A 14477-nucleotide genomic window follows, 5' to 3' on the forward strand; every position below is an offset into this window, starting at 1 on the left:
CGCGACCGGGCCAAGGCGCGACCGGCGCCCGTGCTGCTGAAGACCATGACCTGCATCGAGGATCTGCGGCAGGCTGCCCGCCGCCGCGTTCCCCGGGCCTTTTTCGACTATGTCGAGGGAGGCTCCTACTCGGAACAAACCTTGCGCGCCAACAGCGCCGATCTGGAGCGCCTCACCTTCCGCCAGCGCGTGCTGATCGACGTTTCTCAACGGGATACCGGGACAACGATCCTCGGCGAGAAGGCTTCGCTGCCGATCGCGCTGGCACCAATCGGCATTGGCGGGATGCAATGGGCCAATGGGGAGATCCTTGCCTGTCGCGCCGCACAGGCGGCCGGTGTCCCCTACACGCTCGGAACGATGGCGATCTGCTCGATTGAGGACGTTGCCGAGGTGGTCGACAAGCCGTTCTGGTTCCAGCTCTATGTGATGAAGGACCGCGGCTTCGTGCGCTCGCTCGTCGATCGGGCGATCGCTGCCCGCTGCAGCGCGCTGGTGCTCACCGTCGACCTGCAGGTGCTGGGACAGCGCCACGCCGACGTCAGGAATGGGCTGTCGGTTCCACCGGCATTGAAAGTGCGAAATCTTCTCGACATGGCGACCAAGCCCGCCTGGGTCTGGCGGATGCTTGCTGCCAAGCGCTGGACGTTCGGCAACCTCGCCGGCCATGTGAAAGGCGAGCAAGGCGTCAAGGAACTCGCGGACTGGGTGTCGCACCAGTTCGATCCGACACTCAACTGGAATGACGTCGAGTGGATCAGGAGCATCTGGCCAGGCAAGCTGATCATCAAGGGTATTCTCGACGTGGACGATGCGCGCACCGCCGCCAAGGCTGGCGCGACCGCGATCGTGGTGTCCAATCATGGGGGCCGGCAGCTGGACGGCGCACCATCGACGATCTCCAAGCTGCCGAAGATCGTTGAAGCGGTGGGCTCGCAAACCGAGGTGATGTTCGACGGCGGCGTTCGATCAGGCCAGGATGTGATGCGCGCGCTCGCCCTTGGCGCCAGAAGCTGCCTGGTCGGACGAGCCTATATTTACGGCCTCGGCGCCGGCGGAGAGGCCGGTGTTGCAACCGCCATTGAGATCCTTCGCAAGGAACTGTCCGTCACCATGGCGCTGACCGGCACGAGAAGCATCGACGAAGTCGACGAGCGGGTGCTGAATTAGTCGAATCTTGCTGGACGGGGCCGTCGCTGTGGCATTGGGCGCCGCTGTGGTGTCCGATGTCGCGGCGTTTCTGGCAGGCGATGTAGTCCGCCATATAGCGGTCGAGGGCGGTGCGGAATTCTTCTTCGCGTGGGAGCGGTCTGCTCACCGGGGTCGCCTGGCTGGTCTCAGTCTCAAACCCGATACGGTCGAAAGCAATTGCGGACATTTTCGGCTCTCCTGTGTCAAAACGTGGTGACAGGATGAGCCGGGCGCCCGATGAGGTCGCGGGCGGATGCCCGAATACTTCCGAAAAGCCCCGAAAAGATGTTAGTTTACGCCATGGTGGGGAAGCGTTTTGCCTTCGGCCCGTTCGAGCTCAACCCGGAGGCGGGAACGCTGCTCCGGCAGGGCTTGCCCGTTCCCGTCGGCTATCGCGGCGTGCTGCTGCTGGCGGCGCTGGTGGAACGACCCGGTGAAGTGCTGTCCAAGGCAGAGCTGATGGATGCCGCATGGCCGAACGCGGCGGTCGAGGAAAGCAACCTCTCCGTCCAGATCGCATTGCTGCGTAAACTGCTTGGGCCTGGGTCCGACGATGCCGAGTGGATCGCGACCATCCCCCGGATCGGCTACCGCTTTGGCGGCGCTGTGGATTGCATCGACGCGGCCGCCGCCGCACCCGACAGCGCCGAGGCCGGGCCTTCGATCGCCGTGCTGCCCTTTGCCAATCTCAGCGACGACGCCGAGCAGCAATATTTTGGCGACGGCCTCGCGGAAGACATCATCACCCGCCTGGCGCGGCTGCGCTGGCTGTTCGTCTCGGCGCGCAACTCGTCGTTCACCTATGGCGGCAAGGCGGTCGACGTGAAGCAGATCGGGCGCGAGCTCGGCGTGCGCTATGTGCTCGACGGAAGCGTGCGTCGCTCCGGACAGCGGCTGCGCATCAATGCCAGGCTGAGCGACGCCGACACCGGGCGCCAGATCTGGGCCGAGCGCTACGATGCGGAAATCGCCGATTTCTTCGCGCTGCAGGACGAGATCGCCCAAAGCGTCATCGGCGCCATCGAGCCGAGGCTGTACGTCGCCGAGCAGGAGCGTTTCCAGAGCCGGTCGCCAGGCAACCTCGACGCCTGGGGCTTCGTGATGAAGGCGATGCCCTATGTCTGGACGTGGGCCTCGCTGCCGGATTTCGAGATCGCCGAGCGGCTGCTCAAGAAAGCCATCGACATCGACCCCGACTATCCGCGCGCCAACTGCCTGATTGCCTGGGGCCTCGGCGCAAAGTCGATGCTTGGACTGGCTGATTCGGAAGCCGCCCTGCCCGCTGCCCACGACATGGCGCAACGGGCGATCCGCAGCGATCCGGAGGACCCCTGGACCCACTTCGCCACCGGCTTCGTGCATATGGCCTCGCGCCGTTTCGATCCCGCCGTGAAGGCCCTGTCCGAGGCGATCACCCTCAATCCGAGCCTGGCCTATGCGCATATGATCCTAGGATCGACCTATGCCTATGCCGGCATGCCCGAAGACGGCCTGCACCATGTCGCGCTGGCCGACCGGCTGAGCCCCCGTGATTTCACGCAAGCCGGCAGCCTCTCCGTCATTGGGCTCTGTCATTTCATGGCCGGGCGTTACGACGAGGCCGCCGAATTCGAGCGGCGGGCGGTTGATCTCAGGCAGAATTTCGGGACGGCCTGGCGCACATACGCCGCCTCGGCCGGCATGGCGGGCGATCGCGCCACCGCCGCCCACGCGCTGTCGCAGACACGGCGCCTGCATCCATCCGTGTCCGTCGACTGGGTCGAGAAATACCACCCCATCGTCCACGAAAAGGATCGGGCGCGCTACATCGAGGGACTGCGCGTCGCCGGGCTCGACTGATCGGCGAGTCCGGGGCTTCCTGTACCGATAGTAGCGCCCGTCAGCTTCGCAACCCCGGCGCTTCCTGTCCCGTGCGCTCGACATATTCTGTATAGCCGCCGCCATAGGTGTGGATGCCCTCCGGCGTCAGTTCCAGCACGCGGTTCGACAGCGCCGCGAGAAAATGCCGGTCGTGCGAGACGAACAGCATGGTGCCTTCGTACTGCGAGAGTGCGGTGATCAGCATCTCCTTGGTGGCGATGTCGAGATGGTTGGTCGGCTCGTCGAGCACCAGCAGGTTGGGCGGGTCAAACAGCATCAGCGCCATCACCAGGCGCGCCTTCTCACCGCCTGACAGCACGCGGCATTTCTTGTCGATCTCGTCGCCGGAAAAGCCAAAGCAGCCGGCAAGTGCGCGGAGCGGCGCCTGGCCGGCCTGCGGAAACGCGTCCTCCAGCGTCTGAAACACCGTGCGCTCGCCTTCCAGCAGCTCCATGGCGTGCTGGGCGAAATAACCCATCTTGACGCTCGGGCCGCGCGCGACCGTGCCATTGTCGGGCTCGGAGGCGCCGGCGACCAGCTTCAAGAGCGTCGACTTGCCGGCGCCGTTGACGCCCATGATGCACCAGCGCTCGCGGCGCCGCACCTGAAAATCCAGCCCCGCATAGATCGACCGGCTGCCATAGCCCTTGTGGACGTTCTTCAGCGTCACGACATCCTCGCCGCAGCGCGGCGCCGGCTGGAAATCGAAGGAAACCGTCTGGCGGCGTTTGGGCGGCTCGACGCGGTCGATCTTGTCCAGCTTCTTGACCCGGCTCTGCACCTGGGCGGCATGCGAGGCGCGGGCCTTGAAGCGCTCGATGAAGGCGATCTCCTTGGCCAGCATCGCCTGCTGGCGCTCGAACTGCGCCTGCTGCTGCTTGTCGGCAATGGCCCGTTGCTGCTGGTAGAATTCGTAATTGCCGGAATAGGCGGTGAGTGAGCCGGCATCGATCTCGACCACCTTGTTGACGATGCGGTTCATGAACTCGCGGTCGTGCGAGGTCATCAAGAGCGCGCCGTCATAGCCCTTGAGGAAGGATTCCAGCCAGATCAGGCTTTCCAGATCGAGATGGTTGCTCGGCTCGTCGAGCAGCATGACATCGGGCCGCATCAAAAGGATGCGGGCCAGCGCCACGCGCATCTTCCAGCCGCCGGACAGTTTGCCGACATCGCCGTCCATCATCTCCTGGGAAAAGCCGAGGCCATCCAGCACCTCGCGGGCGCGGCCGTCCAGCGCGTAGCCGTCGAGTTCTTCGAAGCGGTGCTGCGCCTCGCCATATTTTTCGATGATCTCGTCCATCCGGTCAGCCTGGTCGGGATCGCCCATGGCGTGCTCGAGCTCACGCATTTCGGCAGCGACATCGCTCACCGGCCCGACGCCGTTCATCACCTCGGCGACCGCGCTGTGGCCGGCCATGTCGCCGACATCCTGGCTGAAATAGCCGATGGTGACGCCACGATCGACCTGCACCTGGCCCTCGTCGGGCTGCTCCTCGCCATTGATCATGCGAAACAAAGTCGTCTTGCCGGCGCCATTCGGGCCGACGAGACCGACCTTCTCGCCCTTCTGCAAGGCGGCGGAGGCCTCGATGAAGACGATCTGGCGGCCGTTCTGCTTGCTGATGCTTTCGAGACGTATCATGGGGAGTCCGGGAGGCTGATGCGGGAGTGGAGGGAGTTGCCCCGGCCCTTACGCGAATGAGCGCAGCGGGGGAAGAGGCAGAAGCGCCGCAGATGGTAGCGAGGACCCCGTCATCGCGCACGAAAACAAGAATCCAGGGAACGTCGAAAACCGCCCTCGCGGAACGACATTGGCGGGGCGGCCTGCATGGCCCCCGAACAGCAACGCCAACAGGACAGGAATAGGACGATGGCCAAGATGCTCGTGATCTACAAAACCCCGGCCGATCCGGAGGCATTCGACCGGCACTATTTCGAGGTTCATGTGCCGCTGGCCAAGAAGCTTCCCGGCCTGCGACGCTACGACATCAGCAGGCGGCCCATCATCAAGCGCTCGGCGGGCGAGATGCCGTATCTGGTGGGGACGCTCTATTTCGACAGCCTCGCCGATATGCAGAGCGCATTTGCCACCGAAATCGGCATTGCCTGCGCCGCTGACCGGCGGATACTCGCGCCAGGAGACGACGACTTGACGATGCTGCTGTTCGACGTCGACGAAGTGTGAGCCTTCGCCGGTCTCGGAGCGGAACGAAGGAGCCGCGCCGAAGCGGACGACGTTATTTCGCGTCGTGGAAGATGATCCCCACCGTATGCCGCCGTCCCGAGCGCAGGCGGCTGACGCCGTGGCGTAGATTGACCCGGTAATTGCCCTTGGTGCCTTGCACCGGACGGTTGTGGACTGCGAAGACCACCGCGTCGCCCTGGCTGAGCGGCACCACCTCGGCGCGGCTCTGCATGCGCGGGCGCTGCTCGGTCAGCACGAACTCGCCGCCAGTAAAATCCTCGCCCGGTTGGGAGAGCAGGATCGCCACCTGCAGTGGGAAGGCGAGATCGCCATAGAGGTCCTGGTGCAAGCAATTGAAGTCGCCGGGCACATATTGCAGCAGAAGCGGTGTCGGCCTCGTCTGGCCGTGCTCGTGGCATTGCCTGAGGAACGCGGCGTGTTCTAGGGGATAGCGCTGGGCGATGCTCATGCGCTCGTTCCAGTCATTGGCGACGCTGGCCAGCCGCGGGTAGAGCGCGCTGCGCAAGGCGCCGATCAGGTCCGGCAGGGGATAGCGGAAATAGCGATACTCGCCCTTGCCAAAACCATGCCGCGCCATGTGGACATGGCTGCGGAAATGGCTTTCGTCGGGATAGAGGCCGGCGATCTGCCGGCACTCCTCAGGCGTCAGCAACTTTTCGATGACCGCGCAGCCATGGTTGCCGAGCTCGCCGGACAGTGCCAGCCAGTCACAGGCGGCGACGCGGGTCTCGGCCGCACGGGCCGCTTTTGCCGTATCGAGGGAATGGATGGTCATGGGTCTTGCCTCCGATGCTGCCGTCAGGGTCGGCGAAAGGAGGCGCGCCAGCCACCCGTTTCCTGCCAGGGCGGCTTGTGGACCGGCAGCCTGCACGGTCGCCGTTGGCAATTTCCGCTTCTCGTGCACAATGGCGCCATGCGTGAGGCTCTTGTCGGGGTGGCGATCTTTGTCTGTCTGGCCGGGGCGGCACTGTGCAGCCTGGCGATCTACCATCGTTTCCCCGAGAGACACCGCCAGGACGACACCAGCGCCGTAGTGCGCCTCATCGCCAATTTGTTCGTGGTGACGACCTCGCTGGTGATCGGCCTGATGATCAACTCGGCCAAGAACACCTTCGAATCCATCGACCACAATGTGCACGCCTATGCGACAGAACTGATCCTGCTGGACAGGACGCTCAGGCAATACGGCGCCGAAACCAGCGCAGTCCGCGAACCGCTCGTCGCCTATGTGCAACGGGTGGTGGGTGACGTCATGCCCCAGGGTGAAACGCCGGTTATCGCCAACAGGCTGTCGGAGCATCTGCTCAACGAGACCGGCGACCGGCTGGGCGCGATGACGCCGCCGGATGCCACCCGTGGCGCCTTGCTTCAGGATGCCCGCCAGCACCTGCAGAAGGTTCTGGAGCAGCGCTGGGTGCTGATCGAACAATCGGAAGGCACCATTCCGCCGCCGCTGATCGTCATGCTGGTGCTGTGGCTGATGCTGATCTTCGGCAGCTTCGGCTTCCGCGCGCCGCGCAATGCCGTCGTCGTCGGCTCTGTCGTGCTGGCGGCAGCGCTGATCGCCGGTTCGCTCTATTTGATCCTCGACATGGACGTGGCGTTTTCCGGCCCGATCCAGATCTCGCCTGCACCGCTCGAGCGCGCGCTGGTGGAGCTCAGCCGATAGCCTTCCGGCGATAAGGCTCCAACTCCGGATCGAGGTCGACCCGCACCGCATTGGTGAACACGGTGGTCGCCACCATGATGCCGGCGAAGGCGACCAGGTTGACCAGCACCGTCTCGTCGTAGCGGGCTTTCAGCGCGTCCCAGATAGTGTCGGGAACGGCATTGGAATCGGTGGCGATGGCCTTGCCGAAGGCGATCAGCAGCGTCTCGTCTGCCGTTGGCACGACAGTCTCGGGATCGAGCCCGGCGCCGACCAGCGCGCGGCGAAAGAAGGTGACCGGTATCTCGGCATGGGCGCTTTCGGAGATCGCCAGCGACAATAGCCAGACCGCGCGATCGTCGAGATCAGGCCGCAACAGGTCACGTAAGGTGAACCATTCGGCATAGATGCGATGCGCCACCGGCGAATGCAGCAGGATGCGCTTCATATTGGTCATTCGGCCGCGAAGGCCGAGCTCCCGGTCATGCTCGGCACGAATCTCGGGCGAAGCTGTGGCGTAGTCGATTGGGGAGATGCGTGCCATGGGGTGGTCCTGGTTACCCGGCGAGCGTGGTGTGAAGCTCCGGCGGCGTACGCAGTGTGTTGCTCACCGTGCAGATCGTTTCGGCGTCTTCCACAATCCGCTTTTTCGTCGCTTCGTCGAGATCGCCCGCTATGTCGAGCGTGATGGTGAAGCGGCCGACGCGCGAGACATCGCCTTCCGCCTTTTCGCCTGATACCTCGGCGCGAACTTCGCCCAGGCCGGCGGCAACGCCGAGGCGCGTGGCGGCGATGCGGGCACTCAGCACCATGCAGGCGGCGACAGAGGCATAGAGCAGATCAAGCGGGTTGAAGCCCGGCGCGCTGACGCCGGTGACGACATCGACACTGCCGCCGGTCGGCGTGGCGACCACAGGCAGAGCGCCCGGCGACAAGACGGCGAGCGCACCGGTCACCCGGGTCCTGATCTTGAGTTCACTCATCACGAAACATCCTTTCGGCCGGCTGGCAAACGCCGCGGCGCGCGCACCGCGTTGCGGTCATATGGTATCGCGCTCCTTGGACATCATCGATCTCTTTCCCGTTCGCCGTGGAAAATGGCCAGCCTGTTGCGCGCCTGATCGATCACGAGTTGCGCCTGGAAGCGGCTAAACTGCGGCTCTGGCATCGCAGGCGACATCGGTTGATACGGCAAATAAAGGCATTGTTATTAGCGCTTCCTAAACCGCGCCGCGGTAATGCTTGCCGATTGACGGTGGGAACCGCGGATGAACGCCTTCAGGCGAATGGTCGGATCTGCTCTGATCCTGCTTACCGGCACGGTGATGCTGGGGGCACTGCACATCGACGCTCAGCGGAACTTCGCGCTGGCCAAGGAGCGCTATCTCGAAAATTCCCAGGCGACATCCAAGGCGACCGCCAAGACTGTCGAAGACGCCTTGCGGGCCATCTACGAAAACGTGCGGACTTTGGCCTATCTGCCAAGCGTGCGAAACCTCGACCGGCATGGCACCAACCTTGGCGACGAAGGCCGCGCTACAATCCAGCAGATCTACAACAACCTTGCCAACAACGTTTCCATTTCCGAGGTCTACTTCCTTCCAGTGGATTTCGACCCCGATCGCTTCGATCCGGTGACGGGCAAGCTCGAAGAGCCGATCCTCCAGTTCGACCAGCTGATCGTGAATGCCAGGGCGAGGTCCGACGCCGCCGGCGAGGCAAAACCCAGAAAGCTGGATGAAAATACGCTGGCCCGTCCAGCCGAAGAAGTTGAAACCTATGAATATCATGAGTTGGCCAAACAGCTTGCCTGGCTGAAGACGAACTATCCGAATTCGAGCAACATCGACGGGCTCAACGTGCCGATCATCGGCACGAAGGAGCTGATCACCTGCGACAACACGGATTTCATCCACAGCGGCAATGACGCCGACCGATCCGGCTTTATCCTCTCGGTTCCGGTGTTCGGGCAAGATGGCAGCCTGCGTGGCTCTGTTTCGGCGATCATGCTCACCTCGGCACTGAGGAAACTGCTGCCCGGCAATGACTATGTCATCGTCAATTCGGGCTACGGTTTCGAATCCGACCAGCACCGGCTGTCGACGTCGCTGGCCGCAGATTCCCGCTCGTTCACGGCGCCCGACCAAAAGCTGATCTATTCCGAAATCATCCCGCTTTCCCTCAACGATCCGAGAAGCGCATGGCGGCTCTGGGTCGGTTTTCCCAACAGCAGATTCGCCAGCAACATAGACGCCCGATCGGTGCGGGAGTTCGAGCTGGCGGGCTATGCCGCGGTCGCAATCGTCACCTTGTTGGCGTTGGCCTGCTGGTATGCGATCGGACGGACGATGACGATGCAGGTCGATGCCGCCGAGACCCTGGAGCGGCGGGTGGAGGAACGCACTGCCGAGATCCAGCACCTCGCCACGCATGATATTCTCACCGGCCTGCCCAACCGCGGCCTGCTGGCCGACACGATGGACGAGGCGCTGAGGAGCCTCAGGGACGGCGAGAAGCTGGCGGTCCATTGCGTCGACCTCGACCGTTTCAAGCCGGTCAACGACACGTTGGGACATCCGGTCGGCGACGAGCTTCTCGGTGCCGTTGCCAAGCGCCTGAAGCAGCAGGCCGGCGAAACCGCCATGGTGGCGAGAGTGGGTGGAGACGAGTTCGTCATCCTCCAGTTGCTGCTCGATGGCGACGAGCAAGCCGGCGTATTGGCAAGCCGGGTCATTCACGCCCTGGCAGCCGAATATTTTATTCAGGGCCACAAGGTCAACATCGGCAGCAGCATCGGCATCGCCGTTTTCCCAGATGACGGACAAAGTTCGGAAATCCTCATCCGCAATGCCGACCTCGCCTTGTACAAGGCCAAGATGGAGGGACGCGGCACCTGCAGGTCGTTCGAGCCGGGAATGGACGCACGATTGCAGGAGCGTCGCCAGCTCGAAGCCGAACTGGCGCTCGGCGTGCCGAACGAAGAGTTTGTTCTGCACTATCAACCGCTGCACGACGCAAAGACCTCGAAACTCACCGGCTTCGAGGCGCTGGTGCGATGGAACCATCCGCGCCTCGGCATGCTGCCGCCGTCGGAGTTCATCCATCTCGCCGAGGAGACGGGCGTGATCGGCGCGCTGGGCGAGTGGATCATGCGCCAGGCCTGCAGCGATGCGGCGAAATGGCCCCTACCCGTCAAGGTCGCGGTCAATCTCTCGCCGGCCCAGTTCAAGCAGCAGGCGCTGCCGCTTCAGGTTGCGTCGGCACTCGCCGCTTCAAATCTGCTGCCGTCACGGCTCGAGCTGGAGATCACCGAGTCGGTGCTGCTGGCGCACAATGAAAACACCATTCAGACGCTCTACAGCCTGCGCGACCTCGGGATCAGCATCGCCATGGATGATTTCGGCACCGGCTATTCCTCGCTCAGCTATCTCAGGTCGTTTCCGTTCAACCGCATCAAGATCGATCGCAGCTTCGTCAGCCTGATGTGCGAGAGCAGCGAAAGCCGGGCTATCGTCAAGGCCGTCGCCGAACTCGGCACCACGCTCGGCATGACGACAACGGCGGAAGGTGTGGAGACCGAGGACCAATACAGGCTGGTCAAGGAGAACGGCTGCACCGATGTCCAGGGATGGCTGTTTGGACGTCCAATGCCGGTATCCGAGGTCTACGCACTTTTCGAACAGCCGAAAGCCTTGTTGGCGTAGCGAACCGCTAGGGTTTCAGGCCATCGAAACGGCTGGCGCCAACCCCCGCCCCCGGCCTGCCCCGCAACGCCATTGTATGGTAGTCTTGGGGCTTACACTGCAACATCGACCGACGAACAAATCGTCCGCTTCGAGGTTCAGCAATGAAGCGCCGTTTCGCTTTGGCTGTGATTGCCGGCGTTGGCCTGCTCTGCGGCGCCGCGTTTTTGATTGTCGGTCAGTCCGCAGTCTCGCCAGACGCAATCCAGTCGTCGGTTATCCGTACCCCTGAATTGATTGACAGCGCCTGGAAGCTGCCCGTGGCTGCCACTTTCAATGCCGACCTCACATGGCAATCAAACAGTTCGCGTTGCGGTCCGGCAAGTGTTGCAAACACATTCCACTCGATCGGCGAAGAGGAGACAACCGAAGCCGAAGTGCTTGAGGGAACGGGAAAATGCTGGACCGGCTTTTGCATCGTCGGGCTGACGCTGGACGAGCTTGCCGACGTCGCTCAAGCGAAAACCAGGCGCAAAGTTTCCGTACTTCGCAATCTGACCGCCGACGAGTTTCGCGAGCACATGAAGCATGCCAACGATCCCGGCCGCCGCTACATCATCAACTTTACTCGAGAGACGATATTCGGCGCCGGCAGTGGTCATTTTTCACCGATCGGCGGCTACCTGGAGGCGGAGGACCTGGTTTTCGTCCTCGACGTCAACGAGCGCTACAAGCCTTGGCTGATCGAGCGTGAACGGCTGTTCTCGGCCATGGACACCATCGACAGCGATGGCGACAAGAAGCGGGGATTGCTGCTGATCGAGTAGCACGGTCGGTTTCGGAGCAAACGCGGTCCCGGCGCTACCACCCGCGCAAAATGTGTTTCTGGATCTTGCCCGACGCAGTGCGCGGCAGTGCGTCGGTGAGCAGGAACTCCTTAGGCACCTTGTAGCGGGCGATGCGTGCAACGCAGTGGTCGGCCAGCACCGACGGGTCGAGGACACGGCCGGGTTTTGCCACGACGAAGGCGCGGCCGACCTCGCCCCAGCGCTGGTCGGCGACGCCGATGACGGCTGCTTCGGCGATGTCGGGATGGTCGAGCAGCACCATCTCGATCTCGACCGGATAGACGTTTTCGCCGCCCGAAATGAACATGTCCTTGCGGCGGTCGACCAGGGTGACGAAGCCGTCCGCGTCCCGGCGGGCGATGTCGCCGCTGCGCAACCAGCCGTCGGCGGTGAAGGCACGCGCCGTCTCTTCCGACCGGTTCCAGTAGCCCGGCGTGACGTTGGGGCCGGACAGCCATATCTCGCCCGCATCCCCCACTGCGACGTCGCAGCCTTCGTCGTCGACGATGCGGAGCAGGACCGATGGCCCCGGCAAGCCGGACGAACCGGCCTTGCGGGCGATCTGGCTGGCGTCGACCGGCATGCAGAGCACGGTGCCGGCCTCGGTCATGCCGAAGCCGTCAGCCATGCGGATGCCGCGCTCCAGCCACCAGAGGATGTCGGCAGCCGGATTGGGTGCGCCGCCAGTGAAGATGGCGGTGAGCGAGGTCCAGCGTGACGGCGCGAAATCCTGGTGATCGCGCAACATTTTGGCCATCTGCGGGACGCAAAAATAATGGGTGATGCCGAGGGCGGGATCGGCCAGCCGGCGGTTGGTGAGGCCGGCGTCAAAGCCGGACGAGATCAGCACCGTGCCGCCCTGCAGCAGCGGTGGACGCAAGCAGGTGATGAGCCCGATGACATGGAACATCGGCGCGTCGCAAAGGAAAATGCTGGCATTGCCGACATGGCCCAAAACGCTGAAATTGACGGCGGTGGCCAAGGCGTTGCGCTCGGTAAGGATGACCCCCTTGGGCCGGCCCGACGTGCCTGAGGTGTAGAGGATGATCGACGGCGCATCGCCCGCCGGCAAAGCGCGTCGCGGCGCCGGTTCTTGCGCCTCGACCGCTGCCGCGAAGCCCGCGACTTCAACCGGCGCGCAGCCTTTTGGCAGCTCCACCTCAAGCGCCGCATCGTGCAGCAGCAGCGCCGGATCGCAATCGGCAAGGATCGCCTGCTGCTCCGGCCCAGCCAGGCGCCAGTTGACCGGCACGAAGATGGCGCCGAGCCGCATCGCCGCCTGCTGCAGGATCAGCAGATCGGCGCTGTTGCGGGCGAGCGTCGCGACGCGCTGCCCCGGCTCGATGCCGTACTCCTGGAGCACCGCGACAGCGCGCTGGATGGCCTCGTCGAGCCCGGCATAGGTCCAGCGCCGCCCGGAAGCCAGGTCGACGCAAGCGACGCGGTCCGGCTGCGCGGCGGCGTGCAGCGCCACGGGGTCTGAAGTCGTCCAGGCCGGCATTCGCATCTCCTCCCCGGATTGCGTCGTCACTCTCGGCTCAGCCGGTCATCGAACCCTGCTCATCGGGCCTTGTCGTAGGCAGCCAAGCCTGGCTTGTAGCTCTTCTCATCGATGAACTGGCGGATGCCTTCCTTGCGACCGTCATTGTCGTAGGAGTTCGCCGCTTCCTGGGCGCGCACCAGATAGTCCTCGGCATTGTCGTAGGTCATCTCGGCGACGCGGCGGATGGCGTCCTTGGTCGCCTTCAGCGCCACCGGGTTCTTCTTCAGCAAAATGCTGGCGACCTCGGTGACACGCGCCTTCAGCTCCACCAGCGGCAGGCTTTCATTGACCAGCTTCCAGGCGGCCGCCTTCCTGCCATCGATGAGTTCTCCGGTCAGCGCGTGATACATGGCGTCGCGCATCGACAAGAGGTCGACCACCACCTTGGTGGCGCCGCCGCCGGGCAAGATGCCCCAGTTGATCTCGGACAGAGCGAACTGCGCCTCGTCGGCGGCGAAAGCGAGGTCGCAGGCGAAGAGCGGACCATAGCCGCCGCCAAAGCACCAGCCATTGACCATGGCGATGGTCGGCTTGCGGTACCAGCGCAGGCGCCGCCACCAGCCATAGGCTTCCGCTTGCGCCTTGCGCACAGCGCCGAGGCCTTTGGCTTCGGTCTCGCGAAAATACTCTTTGAGGTCCATGCCCGCCGACCAGGCGCTACCCTCGCCCGACAGCACCAGCACGCCGACATCGTCGCGATATTCGAGCTCGTCGAGCACTTCCATCATCCGCCGGTTGAGCGGCGGGTTCATGCAATTGCGCTTGTCCGGCCGGTTGAAGCGCACCCAGGCGATGCCGTTCTCGACATCGAAGGCAACGGTCTCTTCGGTCATGCTCATGTCCTCCCATTCGGCCGCTTGCGCGAATAATTGCTATGATGCATAGCGATCATATCCGCTATGTCGCATAGTCTTTTTCGCTTGACAAGAGCCTTGATCAAGGGGATCGGTTTCAGCATGGACGAGACACAGCTTCGCACCCATCCCGACGACACACTCGACGCGCAGATCGGCTATAATCTGCGGCGCGCCTCGGCCCTGGCGCTGAATGATTTCGCGGTCGGGCTGACTGACGCGTCGCTGCGCCCGGTGACCTATGGCATGCTGGCGCTGATCGACGAGAAGCCCGGCATCCGCGCCGCCGAGCTCTGCCGCCTGCTCGGTATGAAGAGCGCCAACATGGCACCGCTGCTCGCCGAACTGGAAGAGCGTGGCCTGGTCGAACGCGACGACCATGCGCAGGACAGGCGCGTGCAGATGCTGACCCTGACCAGAGCGGCAATGGAAGCGATGCCGGCGTGGCGCCGGCAGGTGCGCCGGCACGAGGACCGCTTCCTCCACCGGCTGACGAAGAAGGAACGGGCGACATTGCTGCGCCTGCTGCGCCTGATCTGGGTCGACGAGTCAGAGTGAGGCTGGCGGCGACGCCTTCAGCGCGCTTGCCAAGCTGGCCCTCTACGGCGCCCCCCTCTGGCCGGCAGGCCAGAGGGGGGCGCGCA

Annotated in this window: 13 protein-coding genes; 7 read left to right on the plus strand and 6 right to left on the minus strand. The window is 63.8% G+C overall.

Annotation, left to right across the window (positions count from 1 at the left end; all coding sequences use genetic code 11):
• The first annotated feature begins 36 nt into the window (after positions 1-36).
• Together AC1DXU_RS09055 and AC1DXU_RS09060 are read left to right on the plus strand one after the other, a co-directional pair.
• Positions 37-1170 (plus strand): alpha-hydroxy acid oxidase, encoded by a 1134-nt coding sequence (locus AC1DXU_RS09055; protein ID WP_477368912.1) that lies wholly within the window; start codon positions 37-39, stop codon positions 1168-1170.
• 306 nt (positions 1171-1476) lie between these two features.
• Complete coding sequence (locus AC1DXU_RS09060) at positions 1477-3030, plus strand: winged helix-turn-helix domain-containing tetratricopeptide repeat protein (RefSeq protein WP_477367193.1); 1554 nt, start codon at positions 1477-1479, stop codon at positions 3028-3030.
• A gap of 40 nt (positions 3031-3070) precedes the next feature.
• On the opposite strand, the gene AC1DXU_RS09065 is transcribed toward AC1DXU_RS09060, so the two are convergent.
• Positions 3071-4693: an ABC-F family ATP-binding cassette domain-containing protein gene (locus AC1DXU_RS09065; protein WP_477367196.1), complete on the minus strand. Its 1623-nt coding sequence runs from the start codon at positions 4691-4693 to the stop codon at positions 3071-3073.
• 228 nt (positions 4694-4921) lie between these two features.
• On the opposite strand from AC1DXU_RS09065, the gene AC1DXU_RS09070 reads away from it, so the two are divergent.
• Positions 4922-5236, plus strand: coding sequence for an EthD family reductase (locus AC1DXU_RS09070; protein WP_202302901.1), 315 nt, complete (start codon positions 4922-4924; stop codon positions 5234-5236).
• Positions 5237-5288: 52 nt separating this feature from the next.
• Here AC1DXU_RS09070 and AC1DXU_RS09075 read toward each other — a convergent pair whose 3' ends face one another.
• Positions 5289-6032 (minus strand): 2OG-Fe(II) oxygenase, encoded by a 744-nt coding sequence (locus AC1DXU_RS09075; RefSeq protein ID WP_477367200.1) that lies wholly within the window; start codon positions 6030-6032, stop codon positions 5289-5291.
• A 138-nt stretch (positions 6033-6170) separates the two neighbouring features.
• Here AC1DXU_RS09075 and AC1DXU_RS09080 point away from each other — a divergent pair, with 138 nt between their 5' ends.
• The gene (locus AC1DXU_RS09080) at positions 6171-6926 is read left to right on the plus strand and encodes a bestrophin-like domain (RefSeq protein ID WP_477367203.1); all 756 of its coding nucleotides are present in this window, start codon (positions 6171-6173) and stop codon (positions 6924-6926) included.
• On the opposite strand, the gene AC1DXU_RS09085 is transcribed toward AC1DXU_RS09080, so the two are convergent.
• A complete protein-coding gene (locus AC1DXU_RS09085) occupies positions 6916-7449 on the minus strand; it encodes a carboxymuconolactone decarboxylase family protein (protein ID WP_477367206.1) in 534 nt (177 codons plus the stop codon). The two genes, AC1DXU_RS09080 and AC1DXU_RS09085, sit on opposite strands and share 11 nt — an antisense overlap.
• 13 nt (positions 7450-7462) lie before the next feature.
• Positions 7463-7888 (minus strand): OsmC family protein, encoded by a 426-nt coding sequence (locus tag AC1DXU_RS09090; protein ID WP_477367209.1) that lies wholly within the window; start codon positions 7886-7888, stop codon positions 7463-7465.
• A 285-nt stretch (positions 7889-8173) separates the two neighbouring features.
• On the opposite strand from AC1DXU_RS09090, the gene AC1DXU_RS09095 reads away from it, so the two are divergent.
• Together AC1DXU_RS09095 and AC1DXU_RS09100 are read left to right on the plus strand one after the other, a co-directional pair.
• On the plus strand, positions 8174-10609 hold the full coding sequence (locus AC1DXU_RS09095) for a putative bifunctional diguanylate cyclase/phosphodiesterase (protein ID WP_477367212.1): 2436 nt from the start codon (positions 8174-8176) through the stop codon (positions 10607-10609).
• A 143-nt stretch (positions 10610-10752) separates the two neighbouring features.
• Positions 10753-11415: a phytochelatin synthase family protein gene (locus AC1DXU_RS09100; protein WP_477367215.1), complete on the plus strand. Its 663-nt coding sequence runs from the start codon at positions 10753-10755 to the stop codon at positions 11413-11415.
• Between the two features lie 34 nt (positions 11416-11449).
• Here the strand turns inward: AC1DXU_RS09100 and AC1DXU_RS09105 are convergent, their stop codons facing one another.
• Together AC1DXU_RS09105 and AC1DXU_RS09110 are read right to left on the minus strand one after the other, a co-directional pair.
• Positions 11450-12937: an AMP-binding protein gene (locus tag AC1DXU_RS09105; RefSeq protein ID WP_477367218.1), complete on the minus strand. Its 1488-nt coding sequence runs from the start codon at positions 12935-12937 to the stop codon at positions 11450-11452.
• A 59-nt stretch (positions 12938-12996) separates the two neighbouring features.
• Positions 12997-13812 carry a p-hydroxycinnamoyl CoA hydratase/lyase gene (locus AC1DXU_RS09110; RefSeq protein WP_477367221.1) on the minus strand — a complete coding sequence of 272 codons (816 nt, stop codon included), beginning with the start codon at positions 13810-13812 and terminating at the stop codon, positions 12997-12999.
• Positions 13813-13935: 123 nt separating this feature from the next.
• On the opposite strand from AC1DXU_RS09110, the gene AC1DXU_RS09115 reads away from it, so the two are divergent.
• Positions 13936-14391, plus strand: coding sequence for a MarR family winged helix-turn-helix transcriptional regulator (locus AC1DXU_RS09115; protein WP_477367224.1), 456 nt, complete (start codon positions 13936-13938; stop codon positions 14389-14391).
• Positions 14392-14477 lie beyond the last annotated feature (86 nt).

The organism is Mesorhizobium sp. P3_A10, assembly GCF_056403175.1.

Excerpts from the sequence above, each read along its gene's own strand:
- AC1DXU_RS09060 (WP_477367193.1), top strand. The coding sequence starts at position 1,477 with ATGTTAGTTTACGCCATGGTGGGGAAGCGTTTTGCCTTCGGCCCGTTC.
- AC1DXU_RS09065 (WP_477367196.1), bottom strand. The coding sequence starts at position 4,693 with ATGATACGTCTCGAAAGCATCAGCAAGCAGAACGGCCGCCAGATCGTC.
- AC1DXU_RS09070 (WP_202302901.1), top strand. The coding sequence starts at position 4,922 with ATGGCCAAGATGCTCGTGATCTACAAAACCCCGGCCGATCCGGAGGCA.
- AC1DXU_RS09075 (WP_477367200.1), bottom strand. The coding sequence starts at position 6,032 with ATGACCATCCATTCCCTCGATACGGCAAAAGCGGCCCGTGCGGCCGAG.
- AC1DXU_RS09080 (WP_477367203.1), top strand. The coding sequence starts at position 6,171 with ATGCGTGAGGCTCTTGTCGGGGTGGCGATCTTTGTCTGTCTGGCCGGG.
- AC1DXU_RS09085 (WP_477367206.1), bottom strand. The coding sequence starts at position 7,449 with ATGGCACGCATCTCCCCAATCGACTACGCCACAGCTTCGCCCGAGATT.
- AC1DXU_RS09090 (WP_477367209.1), bottom strand. The coding sequence starts at position 7,888 with ATGAGTGAACTCAAGATCAGGACCCGGGTGACCGGTGCGCTCGCCGTC.
- AC1DXU_RS09095 (WP_477367212.1), top strand. The coding sequence starts at position 8,174 with ATGAACGCCTTCAGGCGAATGGTCGGATCTGCTCTGATCCTGCTTACC.
- AC1DXU_RS09100 (WP_477367215.1), top strand. The coding sequence starts at position 10,753 with ATGAAGCGCCGTTTCGCTTTGGCTGTGATTGCCGGCGTTGGCCTGCTC.
- AC1DXU_RS09105 (WP_477367218.1), bottom strand. The coding sequence starts at position 12,937 with ATGCCGGCCTGGACGACTTCAGACCCCGTGGCGCTGCACGCCGCCGCG.
- AC1DXU_RS09110 (WP_477367221.1), bottom strand. The coding sequence starts at position 13,812 with ATGACCGAAGAGACCGTTGCCTTCGATGTCGAGAACGGCATCGCCTGG.
- AC1DXU_RS09115 (WP_477367224.1), top strand. The coding sequence starts at position 13,936 with ATGGACGAGACACAGCTTCGCACCCATCCCGACGACACACTCGACGCG.